Consider the following 17,534-nt stretch of genomic DNA (forward strand, 5'->3'; position numbering starts at 1 on the left):
TCTTCGTGTTTCCTTTATCTCAGTTGGAGCGCTCCAGGCCATACGCCGCTGACCAGGGCGCTTGCGCTTTTCTTTTTCGACTCATCTATAGGATTTCTCGTAAAGAAAGATCATATGCAAAGGCGGAATAGGATTCATTATACAGGAAAAGCCGAATCATATCGGCCTTTATTTAATCTCCCGTTACAAAAACAATCTGTTCTTCCTTTTCCACTTCTAATGCTGATACAATATAGGCAAACCCATTCATTAAAAAGTACATAACATTAGACTCAATCCGTTCACTTTCACCTAGATAAGTATTTATTATAATGATAACAGAATACAAAATAACAAAAAATAATGCGATTTTATTAAAAACAGCCATGTAAGAACAACCCCTTTGTATAGGATGCTTATTGTAATCATATTTTCTTCAAGCCGGTCTTATGCAAATTGTCCGCAAATCTTCAGGCTGCCGATAATAAAGAAAGGAGTTATAACATGTCATTTTCCTTTGATCATTTAGTCTTTTTTTCTAAAAAGCCGGAGGTGGCCGTTCCTCTTTTAAAACAAAGAGGGATTCACACTGTCAATGGTGGTCGTCATCAATTTTGGGGTACCTATAATTCACTTACCTATTTTGGATTAAGTTATATTGAGTTTTTAGGGATTGAAAATTTGCCTATGGCGGAGAAACAGGAAGAGAACCGCCTAATTACACATATCGTGGAGCAATTGGCGGGGAAGATGCAGGAGGGGCCTGCTCGAATCGCGATTCGCACAGATCATATACACCAATTGGCTGTAAGGCTTAAAGAAGCTGGATTCACCGTATATGGTCCGATTACTGGTGAACGAACCCGTGCGGATGGCCAAGTTATTAAATGGACAACGCTTTATCCTGAAACGGAAGACAGCGAGCTTGCCCTGCCATTTTTTATTCAATGGGAAAAATCTGACGGTGAAAGGCTTATTGAATTAGAGGAACAGGGCTTGATTGAGTCACACCTGGCGGGGAAACTACAATTTGAGAGTGTCGTTTTTGTTGTTCATAATCTTGAGCAAACGTTAGCTGCCTGGAGAAGCTTGTTTGACCTTAATCAGGGAGAAGAATTTGTAGATTCGTCCCTTAATGCGCGGTGCAGGGAATTAGAATTGGCTGGAACGAGGCTGGTATTTTGTACACCACTTGGAGCAGGAATCGCCGACACGGTGTTAAATGAAAAAGGGGAAACACCTTTCTTAGTAAACCTGACCGGGAACGGACAAAGTGAGATTTTTGAAATGATGAATGGATTTTGGAGATTTCAATAAGCCTCTAAAGAAAAAATGGCGAATCAGTGAAGCGCACTGTTCGCCATTTTTCAATTAGTTAAGCCACATTTGAGATATTGATTTCCGCCTTTGCGGCATGTTCCTTTTTACCATATAAAAAGTAGTAGAGAATGGAAGAGACAAGAGCAACAACACCAAGGATGACGTACAGTTTACTGTAGCCTGTTATTGGGATGATGAATCCAAGTAAATAGGGTCCAAATCCAAGTCCAGCGTCAAGGAAAATAAAAAAGGTTGAAGTTGCTAATCCCATACGATGTGGAGGAGTTAACTTAACCGCAACCGCCTGAGTACTTGACTGGATATTACCAAATCCAAGGCCAATAAGAGCGCCGGCTATAAGCAAGGTAATGCTTGTGTTTACTGCACTTAGAATCACCATACCGACTGCTAATATAATAAAGGCCGGATACATCACATAGTTCGCGCCTTTCACATCCATCAAGCGGCCTGTGAATGGGCGTGATAGCAATACGGCAATTGAATACACAAGGAAGAAAAAGCTAGCAGTGCTAACTAGATCAATTTCAATTGCATAGAAATTAATATACGAGAGAACGCTTGAATAACAAAAGGCGATTACTAGAGTGACAATGGCAATTGGCAGTGCCTTTGGCTCAATAAAGTGTGAAATCTTAAAGCCCTTGTTTTCAGCAGCCTGTGCTTTTCCTTCTAATGCTGGCACATAAACAAAGATCGAGGTTATAAAGCTTATAACGCCCAAGGCAACTGAGAAAAGAAAAATCGATTGGAAGTCTGCGTGTTGAGTCATATAAAGGCCGATGAACGGACCAATTGCGGTAGACAGTGCCGCACTCATGCTGAAGTAGCCGATTCCTTCTGCTTTTCGGGTTGCTGGGATAATCTGGGCCGCGATGGTTCCCGTGGCGGTACCCACCATACCGGCTGCAATACCGTGCAATAATCGAGTAATGAGCAGAACGCTGATATTCATATTTAGTAAATATAAAAGGGTTGTTAAAATAAAGAAGATAAGGCCAATGTATAATGTTTTCTTGCGGCCAAGCGATTCAATAAAGCGTCCTGTAAAAAGCCTTCCGATTAACGACCCGATGATAAAGATTCCAGTAACAAGTCCAGCCTGACTTGTAGAAGCCTGGAATTGATCAACAGCGTACTTACCGATGATCACGATTAATAAATAAAAGATGACAGTTATTAAAAAGTTGATAGTAGAAACGATGATAAAATCCTTTGTCCATAATTTAGGTCTTGTTTGATTCACATTCATATCCCCTTATCGTGTAATGTTTTTCTGTATTTCTCCCATGATCCGGATGGCATCATTTTGTTCATCCTCCGAGATCCCTTTTAAAATTTCCTGTTCAAATTGGTCAATCGTCACACGGACATCTTTATATACATGGCTTCCCACTTCTGAAAGTTGCATTCTTTTTTCACGTTTGTCTTTGCCAGGAACATGCTCTACATATCCTAGTTCTTCTAAGCGGTTAATCGTTCTAGTAACTGTCGGTTTCTCGACACTCATATAATGGGATAGCTCCACAAGCGTAGCCGTTCCGAAATTTGCTAAGTAGTACAAAATGGTCCACTGCGCTCTGAATAGCTGGTGTTCAGCAAGATGGACATTCAGCCTATTTTCAAAGGGCCTGTAAAGCATCAATAATTGGTGAAAGAATTTTTGCGAAGTCTTGATTGTAAACACCTCTTTTTTTTAAAAAAAATAGTTAGCATAAGTAACAGTTACCAAAGGTAACTAATATAATATAACACATTTGAACACTATATGTCCATTACATGATGAACTATTAAAGACCAAACTATATTTTAAAAATGACAAAAAAAGGCGAACAGTGATGGGCACTGTCCGCCTTAACTTCATTAAAATATCTTAGTAATCCGTAACTGTAAGATCTCTGTCTAAAAAGGTTTCAATTAATTCACTGACTTGGTAGGCAACCTGTGGTGAATCGAAGTTTTCAAACGCATGTTCACAACTATTTTTATAATTCATGATCTCGTCATAATGACTTAAATGCCGCGCAATCACTTCTTCACTATCCTGCCGTTCCTTCTGTCGACGGATAACCGTATCACGATTGGCATAAATAAAAATACGGACAACCCCATCCCCATACATCGTTTTTAACTTTTCCGTACCTTCAGGGTTTAAAGTCAAATAGACGTAATCGTGGTTTTGAAAGGCTTCAACGATATCTTGTTCACGAATGCCATAATGAATCCCATCGATTTCGACACTTTCGAGAAATGCTTCTTGTGCTTGCATTTGTTTGAAGGATTCTTCTGTAACAAAGTGGTAATCTTCGCCATCCGTTTCATAATGACGAGGTGAACGGGTAGTGTAAGATAGCACAGTTTCCATGTCAAACGCAGTAGCAACCATTTTGCTTATCGTTTTTCTTCCAGAGCCATCGGGACCAGTATACACGAAGATCTTTTCTTTTCCTTTGATATTATACATTGAGGAGCCTCCTTTTATTTTTAAATACCCCTTTATCTGCGGAGACTTTTTCTGAAAGTGAAGGGGGACTACTATCATTATAGCAAAACAATAACATAATAATCTATGGCTAGGAAGAAAACAGTCCATAAGGCAAATAAAGCAAAAACGAGTACAAGGGGTGCAACGTAAGGTAAGATAAAGGAAATATCCGGATTTTTTCAAAAATGCCTAGTGGAGTAAATGTTTAAATCGGAGATGAAAAAATGAATAAGCGAGAGGAATTTATCAAAAGTGAAGGAACTGCTTTTCCGGGTAAAACCTATGTAGAAGAGCTGTTAATGCCCGTATTTAATGATCAGCGTGATTACTTATTCCCTGTTATGTTTGACATACACCGTGCCCATGTGGTCATGCTTGAAGAACAAAACATTATTAAAACTGATGAAGCAAGAGAGATGTTAAGAGGGATTAATAAAGTGGCTAAAACCGACAGCAGTCAACTGTTGTATCAGCCTCAGTTTGAGGATTTATTTTTCATGATGGAGGCAAGAATCGGCGAAGAGATTGGATTGGATTTAGCGGGAAAAATTCATATTGGCCGGAGCCGAAACGATATGGGTGTGGCCATGTACCGGCTAGTATTAAGGGAGCATTTATTAGAGTTGCTGCAAAGTGCTTATCGGTTGAGCGATTGCTTATTGGAGCAGGCGGAACACCATACGGAAACCTATATTACCGGTTATACGCATACCCAGCCAGCCCAGCCGACCACGCTAGGGCATTATTTATTGGCGATTTATGATGTTTTACAGCGGGATATTAAACGATTATGGTCGGCTTATGAAATAGTTAATCAATCACCACTTGGTGCTGCTGCCTTGACTACAACAGGTTTTCCAATTAGTCGGACTCGTACCTGTGAACTTTTAGGTTTTGATAAAATCATTGAAAACTCCTATGATGCGATTGGCGGCGCCGATTATTTGCTGGAAACGTCATCTGCCTTGATGACCTGTATGGTGAACACAGGAAGATGGATTCAAGATTTCTTACAGCATGTGACGAGAGAATTTGGTTCTTTTTATGTGGCAGACCCCTATGTGCAGGTAAGCAGTATTATGCCGCAGAAGCGAAATCCGGTGTCGATTGAACATTCCCGCTCAATTGCAAGCAGTGCCTATGGCGATGCGCAGGCAGCGATGAATATGATCCATAATACACCGTTTGGCGATATTGTCGATACTGAGGATGACCTGCAGCCCCATTTATATCGCGCATTTATGAAGGCCAATCGGGTCATGAAATTAATGTATGCCGTGATTATGACCTTAAAGGTGAACAAAGAACATACGAAAAAAATGGCGCATAAATCAAGTGTAACCATTACCGAACTAGCTGACACCTTAGCGCGAGATAATGGCATTTCTTTTAGAAAAGCACATTCCATCGCTAGCTTTATTTCAAAAAAAACAATCAGGGACAAAAAGGAATTATATGAGTGGAAGATTGCCGAAATTAATGAAATGATTAGCGGATTTGTCGGTGTGGCATTATCAGAGCAGGAATGGAAAAAAATTATTTCACCTGAATATTTCGTTGAAATTAGGAGTATCCAAGGCGGCCCAAGTCCAAAAGAAGTCGTTCGCATGATCGGCGAGAGAAAGCTGAAGCTAGGGATACAGATGAAGGATTATGAAAGTCTTGTGGAAAAATTAAATGCTTGCCGGAACAAATTAGTTGGGTATTCTATTTGAATTTTTCAAAAAGATTGTAAAGGAAATAAAGGGATTTGCAACGGGGCCTACTTCGATATTTCATGACTAATTTGCATTTCATATCGAAATCTTATTTAATTAAATCGAATTGAAAAATTAACATAGAATGAGGTCAAATAGATGAAAGCACTTGTGTTTAAAGAATTCGGTGGGCCGGGGGTACTGGAATATCACGAAATTGCAGATCCTGTAATTGGGTCGGAAGAAATATTGGTAAGGATGAAAGCCATTGGCTTGAATTTTGCGGATATATATAGAAGAAAAGGAAACTATCATCTTGCAGGTAAACCTCCATATATTTTGGGTTACGAAGGAGCTGGTATTGTTGAAAAGGTGGGAGCAAATGTCCAAGGAATAGGCATTGGAGACCGGATCGCATTTGCCGATGTTCCATATGCAAATGCAGAGTTAGTAGCCGTTCCAATCGAAAAAGCTATTCCAGTGCCAGAACCAATCTCATTTGCTGAGGCTGCATCCGTCTTGCTGCAGGGGTTGACGGCACATTATTTAACGCGGGATAGCTATGCAGTAAAAAAGAATGATATTGTATTAGTCCATGCAGCCGCTGGCGGTGTTGGGCAGCTCCTTCTTCAAATGGTTAAGATGCTTGGTGGAAAGGTAATTGGGTTAACTTCCTCTATGGAAAAAGCGGCGGCTGCAAAGGAAGCAGGTGCTGATCAGGTTTTCTTGTACAAAGATGATTGGAAACGAGAAGTGTTAGAGGTAACAAACGGTAAGGGCGTGGATGTGGTTTATGAATCAGTCGGTTCAACAATCCAAGACAGTTTTGCGGCAACACGGATTGGAGGAACAGTTGTATTTTTTGGAATGGCTGGGGGAGACCCGGTTCTGATTGACCCTAGAATGTTAATGGATACGTCAAAAACGCTGACTGGCGGAGATTTATGGAATGTTCTAACCTCCCGTGAAGAACGGGTAACTCGTGCTTCCGACTTGTTCCAATGGATGGAAGACGGAAAAGTAAGTGTATCCGAGCCAACGGTATTTGCTTTAAGAGATGGTCAGGAAGCACATCGTTTGCTAGAAAGCCGCAAAAGTACTGGCAAAATTCTTTTAGTTCCTGAAGATAAATAATAGCCAATAAGTAGAGATAGTGGTTATCGGAGCCGAACACCAAAAACAAAGCGAACAGTGCCAGTCACTGTTCGCCAAATTTCCTTATGCTCCGATCATATTCAATGATTGGCGGAGTCCTTCTAGCGCAAATCCACGTAAAAAGCGAAATGCAAATAATGCGATGATGGGTGAAAAGTCAATTGCCCCAAGTGGTGGAATGAACCGCCTGAAGAGGTTTAAATACGGTTCGACTAGTTTGTAAACCCATACTCCAACTTTTGACGATTGAAATTGAGGAAACCAGGAACCAAAAATGGCTATTAAGATTAGCCAATAATATACATCAAATATATACTGTCCAAATTGTAAAATGGTAGAGCCCAATTATATCACCTGTCTATTATATTTTTTTGAAATCATACAATCCTTATCATATACGGAGTATGTCCTAATTAAGTTTCAATATAATTAAAAAAATAGATTTAAGAAGAAAACAAAAAAGATCCAGTTTCTGCTCACTGGATCTTTCGGAAGTTCATTCGGAGTCCTTTTAAACCTCAACCGGTGTCACTTTAACGATCCAATTAAATGGATCCTCTTTTTTCCCAAGCTGTATTCCGGTCATTTCATCATAAATACGCTGTGAAAGTTGGCCAATTTTATTATCATTGATGGTAATTGACTGAGCATTCCAATTTAATTCGCCAACAGGTGAAATAACAGCAGCCGTACCTGCACCGAAGACTTCTTCCAATTCGCCGCGCTCGTGCGCAGCAAACACCTCTTCAATTGAAATTTTCACTTCACTAACGGGAATATTCCAATATTTTAATAGTTCAATTACTGAATCACGTGTTACACCTGGTAAAATACTGCCATTTAATCGTGGTGTTACGACTTCGCCATTGATTTTGAAGAAAATATTCATACTGCCGACTTCTTCAACATACTTATTTTCCTTCGCATCGAGCCAGAGAATTTGAGCGTAACCGCCAGCCTCAGCCTTTTCTTGTGCCTTCATGCTTGCGGCATAGTTGCCGGCAGTCTTCACATGGCCGACACCGCCAATGACAGCCCGAACGTATTGCTCTTCTACCTTAATTTTAACAGGACTTAATTGGTCTCCATAATAAGCCCCTGATGGTGAGAGGATAACAAGCAGCTTATATTGATTGGCTGGACGGACTCCAAGGTAAGGCTCCGTCGAGAAAATAAACGGGCGAATGTAAAGGGATGTCCCTTCACCGTCTGGAACCCAATCTTTTTCCGTGAAAATTAATTGTTTAAGGGCATGTAAAAGAAATTCTTCGTCAATTTGTGGAATACACAGCCTGTCGCATGAGTCATTGAAACGTTTCATGTTTTTTTCCGGACGGAAAAGCTGAATCGTGCCATCTACTCCCCTATAAGCCTTTAATCCCTCAAAAATGGCTTGTCCATAGTGGAAAACCATGGAGGACGGTTCTAGTGTTAACGGTGCATAAGGAACAATCCGTGGGTCATGCCAGCCGTTTTCGCTATGATAATCCATTTCAAACATGTAATCGCTGAAATATTTTCCGAAACCAAGTGAAGCTGTATCGGGCTTTTCCTTTAATTCTTCTCTTTGAATAAAAGCAATTTCTTGCATGATGACACCCCATCTCCAAGTTCTAGTTATTTTTTAGAGTACGCTTTATTTGGACAAAATTCAAGATAAATGTAGGAAGTTTTTCAAATATTCATTATCTTAATATAGGTCAGGCGGTTCTACGTGGCCGGAATGAAACATTTAATGGGCATGTACGCTTTTTTCTTCCATCCAATACGCTTCCCTAATATTAATTTGTTTCCGAATTTTGCGGAGGACATCAATGGTAATTTCCCCCTCTTCGTAAAGATCCTGAATTTCATCCCGTTCAGCTTGAAAAGCTTTAGCACGCATTTCTCTTTGAAATTCGTTGTATTGATGGGAATCTGCACCTTTTTTTGCAAGCTTAAATTTCATCATCATTTCATTATATTCCCCTAGAATAACCAAATAGATATGTTCATTTTCAGGAGTCATATGTTCTTTTAAATACTTAATCGCGGCCTTCGCCATGTTAACTTTTAGTTGAATCAGCTTTTTCGCCTTTAGCTTGCGATCATTAAGCCGTTCCTTATTTTTGGGAAAAAAGAGCTGTAAAATCCTGAACAAGCCTCTTTTAATCAATGACCAAACTAACAAACTTCGATAATGCATCCGGTTTGTTACCGCGAGTCTCATTCGTTGGATATGTTCCTGGGTTAAATACGTAGTTTCTCGGTCAATCTTTCCAGCTTTATTCAATTGTTCAATGTATTGGGCTTCCGCATCAAGAGCTCTCATGCGAATTTCCGTTTCCGCTAATTTCAGCTTCTCAGAGTTCTCCTCGCCTGCATTCGTAAGTCGATTTCGGATTTGATTATATGCAGTGATGACTGATACTGCGGCCCCGCGGTTGTCATCATTCATCATTTCACGGATGGAATGAATGGCAGCATCAATTGTCCGGAGCCTAGCCGACCTCTCCATTTCCACTCTAAGCTCTTCCGTGTTTTCTTTTTCCGTTCTTGCAAGAAACGGCAAGAAAATGCTGGCTGCAATTAGCGTAACCAATATAACTCCTGCGGCAATAAAGATAATTAACGCTCGCTCAGGAAATGGACTACCATCCGCAAGCACATAGGGGATGGTAAAAGCACCGGCAAGTGTGACAGCTCCTCTTACACCAGATACAGTAATAATACCAATATATTTTATCGAAGGCGTTTGGGGTTGGTTTTTAAGCAGCCATCCCAACTTCAATGAAGTCCAAATCCATAGGAAGCGTAGCAGTAAAAGTGCGACGGTAATGACCATAATATATTTGCTTACCAACCAATTATTAAACAACGGATCCTTAAAAATTTCATTTAATACACTTGGGATTTGCAAGCCTAACAATACAAAAACTAAGCCATTCAAAATATAGATTAGCACCGTCCAAGTACTTTGGGAAACCACTTGCAGCTGCATCGCTGGCGATTGGTCACGATCCCGGTAAATCGTATGGACTATACCGGCTGCGACAACCGATAAAATGCCGGATAGATGAAAATGCTCAATAATGTAAAAGATCACGAAAGGCGTGAGGAGCTGGATGAGCATGTGAATCGTTACGTCCTCCATGCCGAGTCGGCGAATGGCAATTTTTAAGCGAATAATAAGGAAGGCAAGAATGGCACCGCCCACCAAACCACCGATAGCAATGACTAAAAAGCTCCAGCTTGCCTCTGCTAATGAAAAAACGCCGGTTACGGTTGCCGCTACAGCAAATTTAAACGCCACCAAACCAGAAGCATCGTTCATCAGCCCTTCTCCCTCAAGCACATGCATAATCGTTTTCGGTATCTTCACCCTACTTGATATGGCACCAACTGCAACGACATCCGTTGGAGAAAGAATGGCTGCCAACGCAAAAGCTGCAGGCAATGGAATAGATGGGATCATCCAGTGGATTAAGTACCCAACAGCGAATACGGTGACAAATACTAGCCCAAGTGCAAGCAATAATATCGGTTTCCGTAATTTCCATAACGCCTGCCTCGAAACATTTTTTCCATCATGAAAAAGTAAGGGCGCAATAAATAGTACGAAGAACAACTCCGGTTCCATCGGGATTTGGATGCCTAACGGGAGCGATACAAGCAAAACGCCTAATGCAATTTGAATAAGCGGTACAGGTATGTATGGTAAAAAGTGATTGATGAAACTGGACAGGCCAATGATGGCAAGTAGTAATAGAACGAGTAGAAAAAATTCCATGGCATATCTCCTCTCGTTTGTATTTTGTGTAATTTCCGTATTTTTTTGCATCATTTAAGTTTATTTTCATTAATTTCAAATGAGATGCCTTTGTTAAAGGGATTTTAGGGTATAAAGAACTTCCCGAACTTAGTAACTCACTTGACAATAAACTCAAATTCTTTTATCCTTCCTTTATAAATAATTTTTCGTATAACTCCAATGATATGGTTTGGAGGTCTCTACCAGGAACCAATAAATTCCTGATTACGAAGAAGATACACTTACCTGTATTTTCTTCGTAGTCAGGAATTTTTTTTTGCATAATTTAAATAATAAATTGGAGGTTACAATCCATGAATATAGCAGCATTACCTAAAATTGAACTTCACTGCCACTTAGATGGCAGTCTAAGACCTAATACAATCCTTGATATCGCGAAGAAAGAGGGAATTAAGTTAACTTCCCTAGAGCCGGAAGAGCTTCAAAAAGAGCTTATCGCGCCGTTAGAGTGTGAATCACTAGATGAATATTTAGAAAGATTTACGATTCCGAATCTGGTGATGCAGTCCAAGGAGAACCTGAGCCGGATAACCTTCGAGCTTTTTGAGGATGCGGCACAGGAAAATGTGAAATATATGGAAGTTAGATTCGCCCCGCTGCTGCATACCGCCAAGGGATTAGACGTGGAGGAAATTATTCAAAGCGTCTTAGATGGCATGAAGGATGCTGAAAATCGATATGAGATCAAAGGAAACGTAATTCTGTCTTGTATGAGGACGATGTCTGCAGAAAGTGCCTTTGATGTTGTAGAAAAGGGTAGAAAATTCCTTGGAAAAGGAGTAGCAGCCATCGATTTATGTGCCTCTGAGGAAGAAGGGTTTTGCGGAAAGTTCATAGAACCAATCGCGTTAGCAAGAGAGTATGGATATAGAGTAACAATCCATGCCGGTGAAACAGGAATTGGGGAAAATGTCTTGGAAGCTGTTGAACTTCTAGGTGCGGAAAGAATAGGCCATGGCGTTTTTATTAAAGACTGTGAAAAAGCCTATAACATCGTGAAGGAAAATAATGTGACACTCGAAATGTGCCCAACAAGTAACGTACAAACTAAGGCGGTAGATCGCTATTCTGAGCATCCAATAAATGATTTCCACAAGGACGGAATAAAGGTAACCATCAATACAGATAACAGAACAGTTTCTAATACAACAATGGCAAATGAGTGCAACATCATCTTCAAAGAATTTCAGTTAGGCGATAAAGATTACCAACAGATATATCTAAACAGCGTAGAAGCAAGCTTTGCAGATACCGAAACAAAAGAAAAATTGAAAACCTATTTAAAGTAACAAAAAATGGAAAATGGCGCCTGACACCATTTTCCATTTTTTGCCTATCCTTAGCCGACTGAATGGAGCAGGAAGTTGGTTAGGAACAGGATGGATATGATAAACATTGATACGGTTAGCTGTTTTTGCTTATTTGTAAATAGCTTAACTAGCGGGTAAGCGATGAATCCGAAGGCGATTCCATCGACAATACTGTATGTTAATGGAATCATAATGATCACGAGAAATGCCGGAAATGCTTCGGTAAAATCACTAAAGTCGATATTTGTTATATTTGTCAGCATTAATCCACCTATAATAATGAGAATAGGGGCGATTGCTGTATTCGGTACTAGTTTAATAAAAGGCATAAAGAAAAGGGATGCTAGCATCAATAAACCCGTTACAACAGAAGTTAAACCAGTTCTTCCTCCTGCCGTAATACCTGCTGCTGTTTCAACCGTTGAAACAGCTGGACTTGTGCCAAAAAATCCACAAACAATGGTAGAAATGGAGACCGCTTTTAGCGACTTTCCGTTTTTTTCAGGTGCTTGCAGCATTCCGTTCACTTGGGAATGAAGCAGACCGATATTTTCAAAAACGAGCACTAAAACCAGTGAAAAGGCCGCGGCCCAAAATGGAATTGTCGCCATTTTTCCAAAATCAGAACTCATAAACACATTCTTGTAATCCTCGAAAGAAATAAAGCTTGTATCTATCGCCGAAAAATGAACAATCCCAAAAAAGTAAGATATAATCGTGCCGGCAATGATACTGATTAAGAAATTCCCCGGCACTTTCTTCAGAAACAGAAATAGCGTGAGGATTAAATTAATAATCGACGCCAGAACAATCGGCGATGACAAATTCCCAAGCGCTACAAAGTTTGTTGGATTCTCGACAATAATTCCGCTTTTTTGCAGACCAATGAAGGCAATAAATAGGCCAATTCCGACCGAAATCGATTCTTTTAATGATGTTGGAATCGCGTTTGCTAAAATACCTGCTAATTTTGTAAAGGCCACAATCACAAACAGAATCCCTGATACGATAACGGCTGCTAAAGCTTCCATATAATTCAGCCCCATCGAACCGACAATCGTATATGTGAATAAGGCATTGATTCCCATTCCTGGAACAAGAATTAGTGGTGCATTTGCGATGAACGCAACCAATAAGCAGCCAATCAGTGAAGATAGGACAGTTGCGATAATTCCAGCCTCAAGTGGTATTCCCGCATCCTGAAGAATATTGGCATTTACGGCAATAATATAGATAATGGAAAAAAACGATGTTAACCCTGCTATAACCTCCTTTTTTATGCTTGTACCGTGCTGTTTAAGTTTGAAAACTCCTCTCATAATTGTAATCACACACTTTCGTGTTGCCCTCTCCCACCCGCATTAAGCTAATGTTTCCATTCAACTTATGCCGGAAATCATTATATCACAGAAACTGATGAAGGAAGGTTAGGAAATCGCAGGAATATTTGTTTTTTCGCGATTTCATTTTGAAAGAAAGTATCGTTTTTTAAAGGAAATTAGTGTACATTTTTAATGATGTTTTTTTAAAAAAGGAATGGATTGGAGAGAAGTAAAGGTTTGAAGAATACGGAGCAATGGTCATCTAAGATTGGATTTATTTTAGCAGCAGGCGGTTCTGCCATTGGGCTTGGGGCAATATGGAAGTTTCCTTATATTGCAGGAGTAAGCGGGGGAGGGGCATTCTTTTTTATCTTTATTCTGTTTACGCTATTTTTGGGCTTGCCTTTGCTTATAGCTGAATTTGTAGTAGGAAGGAAAACGCAGAGGAACGCCATCGAGGCCTATAAAGAACTTGCGCCGCATTCGAAGTGGCATTGGATTGGTTATTTGGGAATTGTCACCTGTTTTATTTTGCTTTCATTCTATAGTGTGATTGGCGGGTGGATTATTAGTTACATATGGAAAGCTGCTTCCGGTCAGTTGAATGGCCTCAATCAAGCGGGATATGCAGCGTTGTTTGGCAAAACGATATCAAATCCATTTACAAGTGTTGCGGTACAGTTGATCTTCATGCTCCTGACGATTATCGTCGTGGCAAAAGGGGTTCAAAAAGGGATTGAAAAGGCTAGTCAAATAATGATGCCGGTATTATTTATTCTTTTTATCATCTTGATTATTCGCTCTTTATCATTAGAAGGCGCGATGGAAGGTGTGACTTTTTTATTTAAACCGGACTTTCATAAGGTAACAGCAGAAACGATTCTTTTTGCGTTAGGGCAATCGTTCTTCGCCTTGAGTGTAGGTGTATCGGTGATGGTGACGTATAGTTCCTATTTATCAAAGGAAGAAAGTCTATTTCGTTCTGCCTTTTCCATAGTAGGAATGAACATTTTTATCATTGTCTTGTCAGGTTTAGCGATTTTCCCAGCCGTGTTTTCATTTGGATTAAAAGCTGATGCCGGGCCAGTTTTATTATTTAATGTGCTGCCAAATGTGTTTAATCAAATGCCGTTTGGAATGGTCTTTTTTGTTGCCTTCTTAGTTTTATTCCTATTTGCGGCACTTACATCAGCGTTCTCAATGTTGGAAATCATTGTTTCAGTTATCGCTAAGGGTGATGTCCAAAAAAGAGCGAAATGGTCGTGGATCATCGGAATCGCGATATTTATCTTTGGGATCCCATCCGCGCTATCCTATGGTGTGTTAAGCGATGTCCTAGTGTTTGGAAAAACCATCTTTGACGCAGCAGATTATCTAGTTAGTAACGTATTAATGCCGGTCGGTGCCTTGTTGATTTCGATATTTGTTCCGCTAAAAATTAAAAGGTCTGTGCTTTATGAAGAATTAGCATTAGGAGGAGGAGTACCCTTCGGTCTATTCCGCGCATGGTTTTTCCTCATCCGCTACGTGGCACCTATTGCTATTTTATTTGTTTGCTACCATGTCATTAGGGGATAAGGTGACAGGCACCATTAATAATAGATTGGTAATAGAAAAGGTGACAGGCACCATTAATGGTGCCTGTCTAGTGTTATATGGCCGGCTTAAATCATAACCTAAATTCCATTTCTTCTTCTGCAATATGAAATCCTTTTTCCTCGATTTGCCCTCGTATCCCAAGATCTGAATCAATCGCCGGATTTGAATGATTTAGATGTGTAAAATAAATCTCAGTCTTTTTTGTTAAATCTTGCAGCCTTTCCATTGTTTCTACCATGAGCGGATGGGGGATTTCGCGATAATCCCGGCCAATATTTTCAAGGTCTTGTACGGAATGAAAGGTTCCATCCAGTAAGCATATATCTGCTTCTCCGCAAACGGTGTGAATGTCATGTGTCCACTCATGCCAGCGATCGATATCTGGAACAAAGAGGACTTTTTTATTCGGCCCTTTAATCCAAAAGGCGAATGTCTCCGAAAATTCATTTCGATGCGGTACCTCAACGGGTGTAACCGTAACGAAGGGGGAAATCCTTATTGCCTGGCCATCCCAGATTTCTTGAACACTGATATTGCCGAGTTTGGCTAATTGGCTCCATGGGGCCTGTTCCTCTAATAAATGCTTCATTTTTGGACCGGCCATCACGGGGATTCCATTTGCCCCGATGGCTTCTCGCCCTAAAAATAATAGTCCAGGGTAATGTCCCAAATGGGCATGAGTTAAAAAGATGCTCTCCATTAGCTTTCCTTTTAGATTATATTTCATTTGCAGCCTTGCCATTTGCTCTTTAAGATCAGGTGTTGCATCAATCAAATGCCACTTTTGCTCATCTGGAAGAATGATTGCCAATGATGCGGCAAGACGCCTAAACTGCGGATTACTAATGGCGTTCGTACAATTTTTACAAAAACAATTTGGATGGGGCAGTCCGGCATCTTGAGCAGTTCCTAATACGCTTAAGATTACCTCGCTCATAGTGAAGCACTCCTTTTTTCCTTTGTTACATGTTCATAATTTTTCTTTGTAATCGTCCAGCCGGTAAAGCCAAATAAGATATTCATAAGTGGGACAAGGAAGGCAAAGAAGGCAAACGGAATAAATTCACCTGGACTAACTCCGAGTATTCCCGCTGCAAATACGGCAGGTACTCCCCATGGAACGAGGTTGATCCCAACAGTTCCAGCTGCTTCCACACAGCGAGAAAGATTTTTCGTGTCAATTCCCATTTTCTTATAGTCTTTTACGAACGTTCTCGCAGGTAAAATAATAGCTAAAAATTGGGCGCCACTGGCAAACGCCACAATAAAGGTAGAAAGAATGGTGGTACTGATTAAGGATCCAGTTGAATGAACCTTTGACATCATTTTGTTGGTTAAAACATCGAAGGATCCGGTTTCCTCTAGTATTCCCCCAAGTGCGGTTGCTAGGATTAACAAACCTATGGTCCCGAGCATGGACATGAGTCCGCCGCGATTTAACAGGGAATCTAACGCTTTTACACTTGACTCAGCGTGATACCCGCTTGTCATAGTTTGAATAACAGAAGTCACTGATGAACCTTGAACGAATATGGCGAGCACGCCGCCTAAAATGCTGACTCCCATCAAGGCAGGGATTGCCGGTGTCCGTTTAATCATCAAAATAATCGTTAAAACAGGCATTAGCAATAATAAGGGATGGATAACAAAAATATTGTTCAAGCCTGTTTTCATCACATCAATTACATTTGTATCGGCTCCGCTATTAGCAGCACCTGATTGGCTAACGACCCAATACATCACGATTGAAATCACAAATGCAGGAATGGTATCCCAAAGCATGTGCTTTACGTGACTAAACAAATCAGTTTCGGCCATTGCCGGAGCGATATTTGTTGTATCAGATAGGGGTGATAATTTATCACCGAAATAAGCTCCTGAAATCACGGCCCCTGCCACAAGCCCTGGAGAGAAACCCAGTCCTTCGCCAATCGCCATAAAAGCAAGTCCGATTGTCGCGATAGAAGTAAATGAGCTTCCCAATGTAATAGAAATAATACCAGTTACCAGTGCCACAATTGGTATAAACATGGAGGGTTCAATGATGGAAAGCCCGTAATAAATCATAGTTGGTATGACCCCGCTGGCAATCCATGTACCAACAATAATCCCAATAATAAGTAGAATAAATACGGCGGGTAATGCTCTTGCCACACCATTTACCATCATCTTTTGGATATCATCCCAGCTCCAACCGGCAATAATGGATACAATTGCTGCAGCGATTACGCCAATCATTAACGGAATATGCATCCCGGATTTCCAAATGAAAATGGATAAGGCTGCAGCGCCAATCAATGAAATAATGGGGATTAACGACATCCCTAAAGTAAGTTTCTTTTTCATGTACACCTTCTCCTTCGAGTAATTTTTGATAAGAAAATAGCCCCCATCCCAAAAAGGGACGGAAGCTCCGCGGTACCACCCTAGTTAACAGATTGATCATCTGCTCGCTTGTTTAGATAACGGCCGAAACCGGATATCAGCTCCCTATCTGTAATTTCACCATACCCCTTGCCTGTTTTGCAGCCCCAACAGGTCTCTGATTTCAATGTAAGTATTAGTTACTTTAATAGTTCAACGCTTTTATGCTTTTATGCAGTTAAGTGATTATAGTATTTATATATTATTCGAATCTAGCATTATATGTCAATCTTTTTTAGCAGTGATTATGGGATTGCTTTTGTTATTAAAACTAATAACCGGTGTGGAAACTTTAGGATCTTACATAACCGTTTGGGAGACCCAAGAGGTTTTTTTAAAGAGATAAGAAAGTATAAATTTCGACTTTGAGAATTGTATGTCCAGCTCAGCGCCCTAGCGGCTAGTGTCCTTCGC

15 protein-coding genes, 1 riboswitch and 1 other annotated feature are annotated in these 17,534 nt (G+C 40.4%); of the genes, 5 read left to right on the plus strand and 10 right to left on the minus strand.

Annotation, left to right across the window (positions count from 1 at the left end):
* Positions 1-172 precede the first annotated feature (172 nt).
* Positions 173-367 carry a hypothetical protein gene (locus BABA_RS23880; protein WP_007087845.1) on the minus strand — a complete coding sequence of 65 codons (195 nt, stop codon included), beginning with the start codon at positions 365-367 and terminating at the stop codon, positions 173-175.
* Positions 368-483: 116 nt separating this feature from the next.
* On the opposite strand from BABA_RS23880, the gene BABA_RS23885 reads away from it, so the two are divergent.
* Positions 484-1,296: a VOC family protein gene (locus BABA_RS23885; RefSeq protein ID WP_007087846.1), complete on the plus strand. Its 813-nt coding sequence runs from the start codon at positions 484-486 to the stop codon at positions 1,294-1,296.
* 58 nt (positions 1,297-1,354) lie between these two features.
* On the opposite strand, the gene BABA_RS23890 is transcribed toward BABA_RS23885, so the two are convergent.
* From BABA_RS23890 to BABA_RS23900, 3 genes are all read right to left on the minus strand, one after another.
* Positions 1,355-2,563, minus strand: a complete 1,209-nt coding sequence (locus tag BABA_RS23890; RefSeq protein WP_007087847.1) for an MFS transporter — start codon at positions 2,561-2,563, stop codon at positions 1,355-1,357.
* Between the two features lie 12 nt (positions 2,564-2,575).
* Positions 2,576-2,959, minus strand: coding sequence for a MarR family winged helix-turn-helix transcriptional regulator (locus tag BABA_RS26200; RefSeq protein ID WP_083865537.1), 384 nt, complete (start codon positions 2,957-2,959; stop codon positions 2,576-2,578).
* A gap of 231 nt (positions 2,960-3,190) precedes the next feature.
* On the minus strand, positions 3,191-3,781 hold the full coding sequence (locus BABA_RS23900; RefSeq protein WP_007087849.1) for a guanylate kinase: 591 nt from the start codon (positions 3,779-3,781) through the stop codon (positions 3,191-3,193).
* Between the two features lie 245 nt (positions 3,782-4,026).
* Here BABA_RS23900 and argH point away from each other — a divergent pair, with 245 nt between their 5' ends.
* Together argH and BABA_RS23910 are read left to right on the plus strand one after the other, a co-directional pair.
* Positions 4,027-5,517, plus strand: coding sequence for an argininosuccinate lyase (argH, locus tag BABA_RS23905; protein ID WP_007087850.1), 1,491 nt, complete (start codon positions 4,027-4,029; stop codon positions 5,515-5,517).
* 141 nt (positions 5,518-5,658) lie between these two features.
* Positions 5,659-6,633: a quinone oxidoreductase family protein gene (locus tag BABA_RS23910; RefSeq protein WP_007087851.1), complete on the plus strand. Its 975-nt coding sequence runs from the start codon at positions 5,659-5,661 to the stop codon at positions 6,631-6,633.
* Between the two features lie 84 nt (positions 6,634-6,717).
* On the opposite strand, the gene BABA_RS23915 is transcribed toward BABA_RS23910, so the two are convergent.
* The 3 genes from BABA_RS23915 to BABA_RS23925 all read right to left on the minus strand — a co-directional run bounded on the left by BABA_RS23915 (position 6,718) and on the right by BABA_RS23925 (position 10,423).
* Positions 6,718-6,999: a YggT family protein gene (locus BABA_RS23915; protein ID WP_007087852.1), complete on the minus strand. Its 282-nt coding sequence runs from the start codon at positions 6,997-6,999 to the stop codon at positions 6,718-6,720.
* 166 nt (positions 7,000-7,165) lie between these two features.
* A complete protein-coding gene (locus BABA_RS23920) occupies positions 7,166-8,245 on the minus strand; it encodes a branched-chain amino acid aminotransferase (RefSeq protein ID WP_007087853.1) in 1,080 nt (359 codons plus the stop codon).
* A 141-nt stretch (positions 8,246-8,386) separates the two neighbouring features.
* Entirely contained in the window at positions 8,387-10,423 is a 2,037-nt protein-coding gene (locus tag BABA_RS23925) for a Na+/H+ antiporter (RefSeq protein ID WP_007087854.1), read from the minus strand.
* A gap of 168 nt (positions 10,424-10,591) precedes the next feature.
* Positions 10,592-10,692, plus strand: a riboswitch (purine riboswitch).
* 66 nt (positions 10,693-10,758) lie between these two features.
* Between BABA_RS23925 and add the strand changes: the two genes are divergently transcribed.
* Positions 10,759-11,754: an adenosine deaminase gene (gene add / locus BABA_RS23930; RefSeq protein ID WP_007087855.1), complete on the plus strand. Its 996-nt coding sequence runs from the start codon at positions 10,759-10,761 to the stop codon at positions 11,752-11,754.
* Positions 11,755-11,804: 50 nt separating this feature from the next.
* Here add and BABA_RS23935 read toward each other — a convergent pair whose 3' ends face one another.
* Positions 11,805-13,094, minus strand: coding sequence for an NCS2 family permease (locus BABA_RS23935; RefSeq protein ID WP_007087856.1), 1,290 nt, complete (start codon positions 13,092-13,094; stop codon positions 11,805-11,807).
* A 240-nt stretch (positions 13,095-13,334) separates the two neighbouring features.
* Between BABA_RS23935 and BABA_RS23940 the strand changes: the two genes are divergently transcribed.
* Positions 13,335-14,675: a sodium-dependent transporter gene (locus BABA_RS23940; protein WP_007087857.1), complete on the plus strand. Its 1,341-nt coding sequence runs from the start codon at positions 13,335-13,337 to the stop codon at positions 14,673-14,675.
* Positions 14,676-14,766: 91 nt separating this feature from the next.
* On the opposite strand, the gene BABA_RS23945 is transcribed toward BABA_RS23940, so the two are convergent.
* Positions 14,767-15,633 (minus strand): MBL fold metallo-hydrolase, encoded by an 867-nt coding sequence (locus BABA_RS23945; RefSeq protein WP_007087858.1) that lies wholly within the window; start codon positions 15,631-15,633, stop codon positions 14,767-14,769.
* Positions 15,630-17,042 (minus strand): Na+/H+ antiporter NhaC, encoded by a 1,413-nt coding sequence (gene nhaC / locus BABA_RS23950; RefSeq protein ID WP_007087859.1) that lies wholly within the window; start codon positions 17,040-17,042, stop codon positions 15,630-15,632. Before nhaC ends, BABA_RS23945 begins: the two co-directional genes overlap by 4 nt.
* 51 nt (positions 17,043-17,093) lie before the next feature.
* Positions 17,094-17,286: a binding site (T-box leader), on the minus strand.
* Positions 17,287-17,534 lie beyond the last annotated feature (248 nt).

This window comes from Neobacillus bataviensis LMG 21833, assembly GCF_000307875.1.
Classification (GTDB): Bacteria; Bacillota; Bacilli; order Bacillales; family Cytobacillaceae; genus Neobacillus; species Neobacillus bataviensis.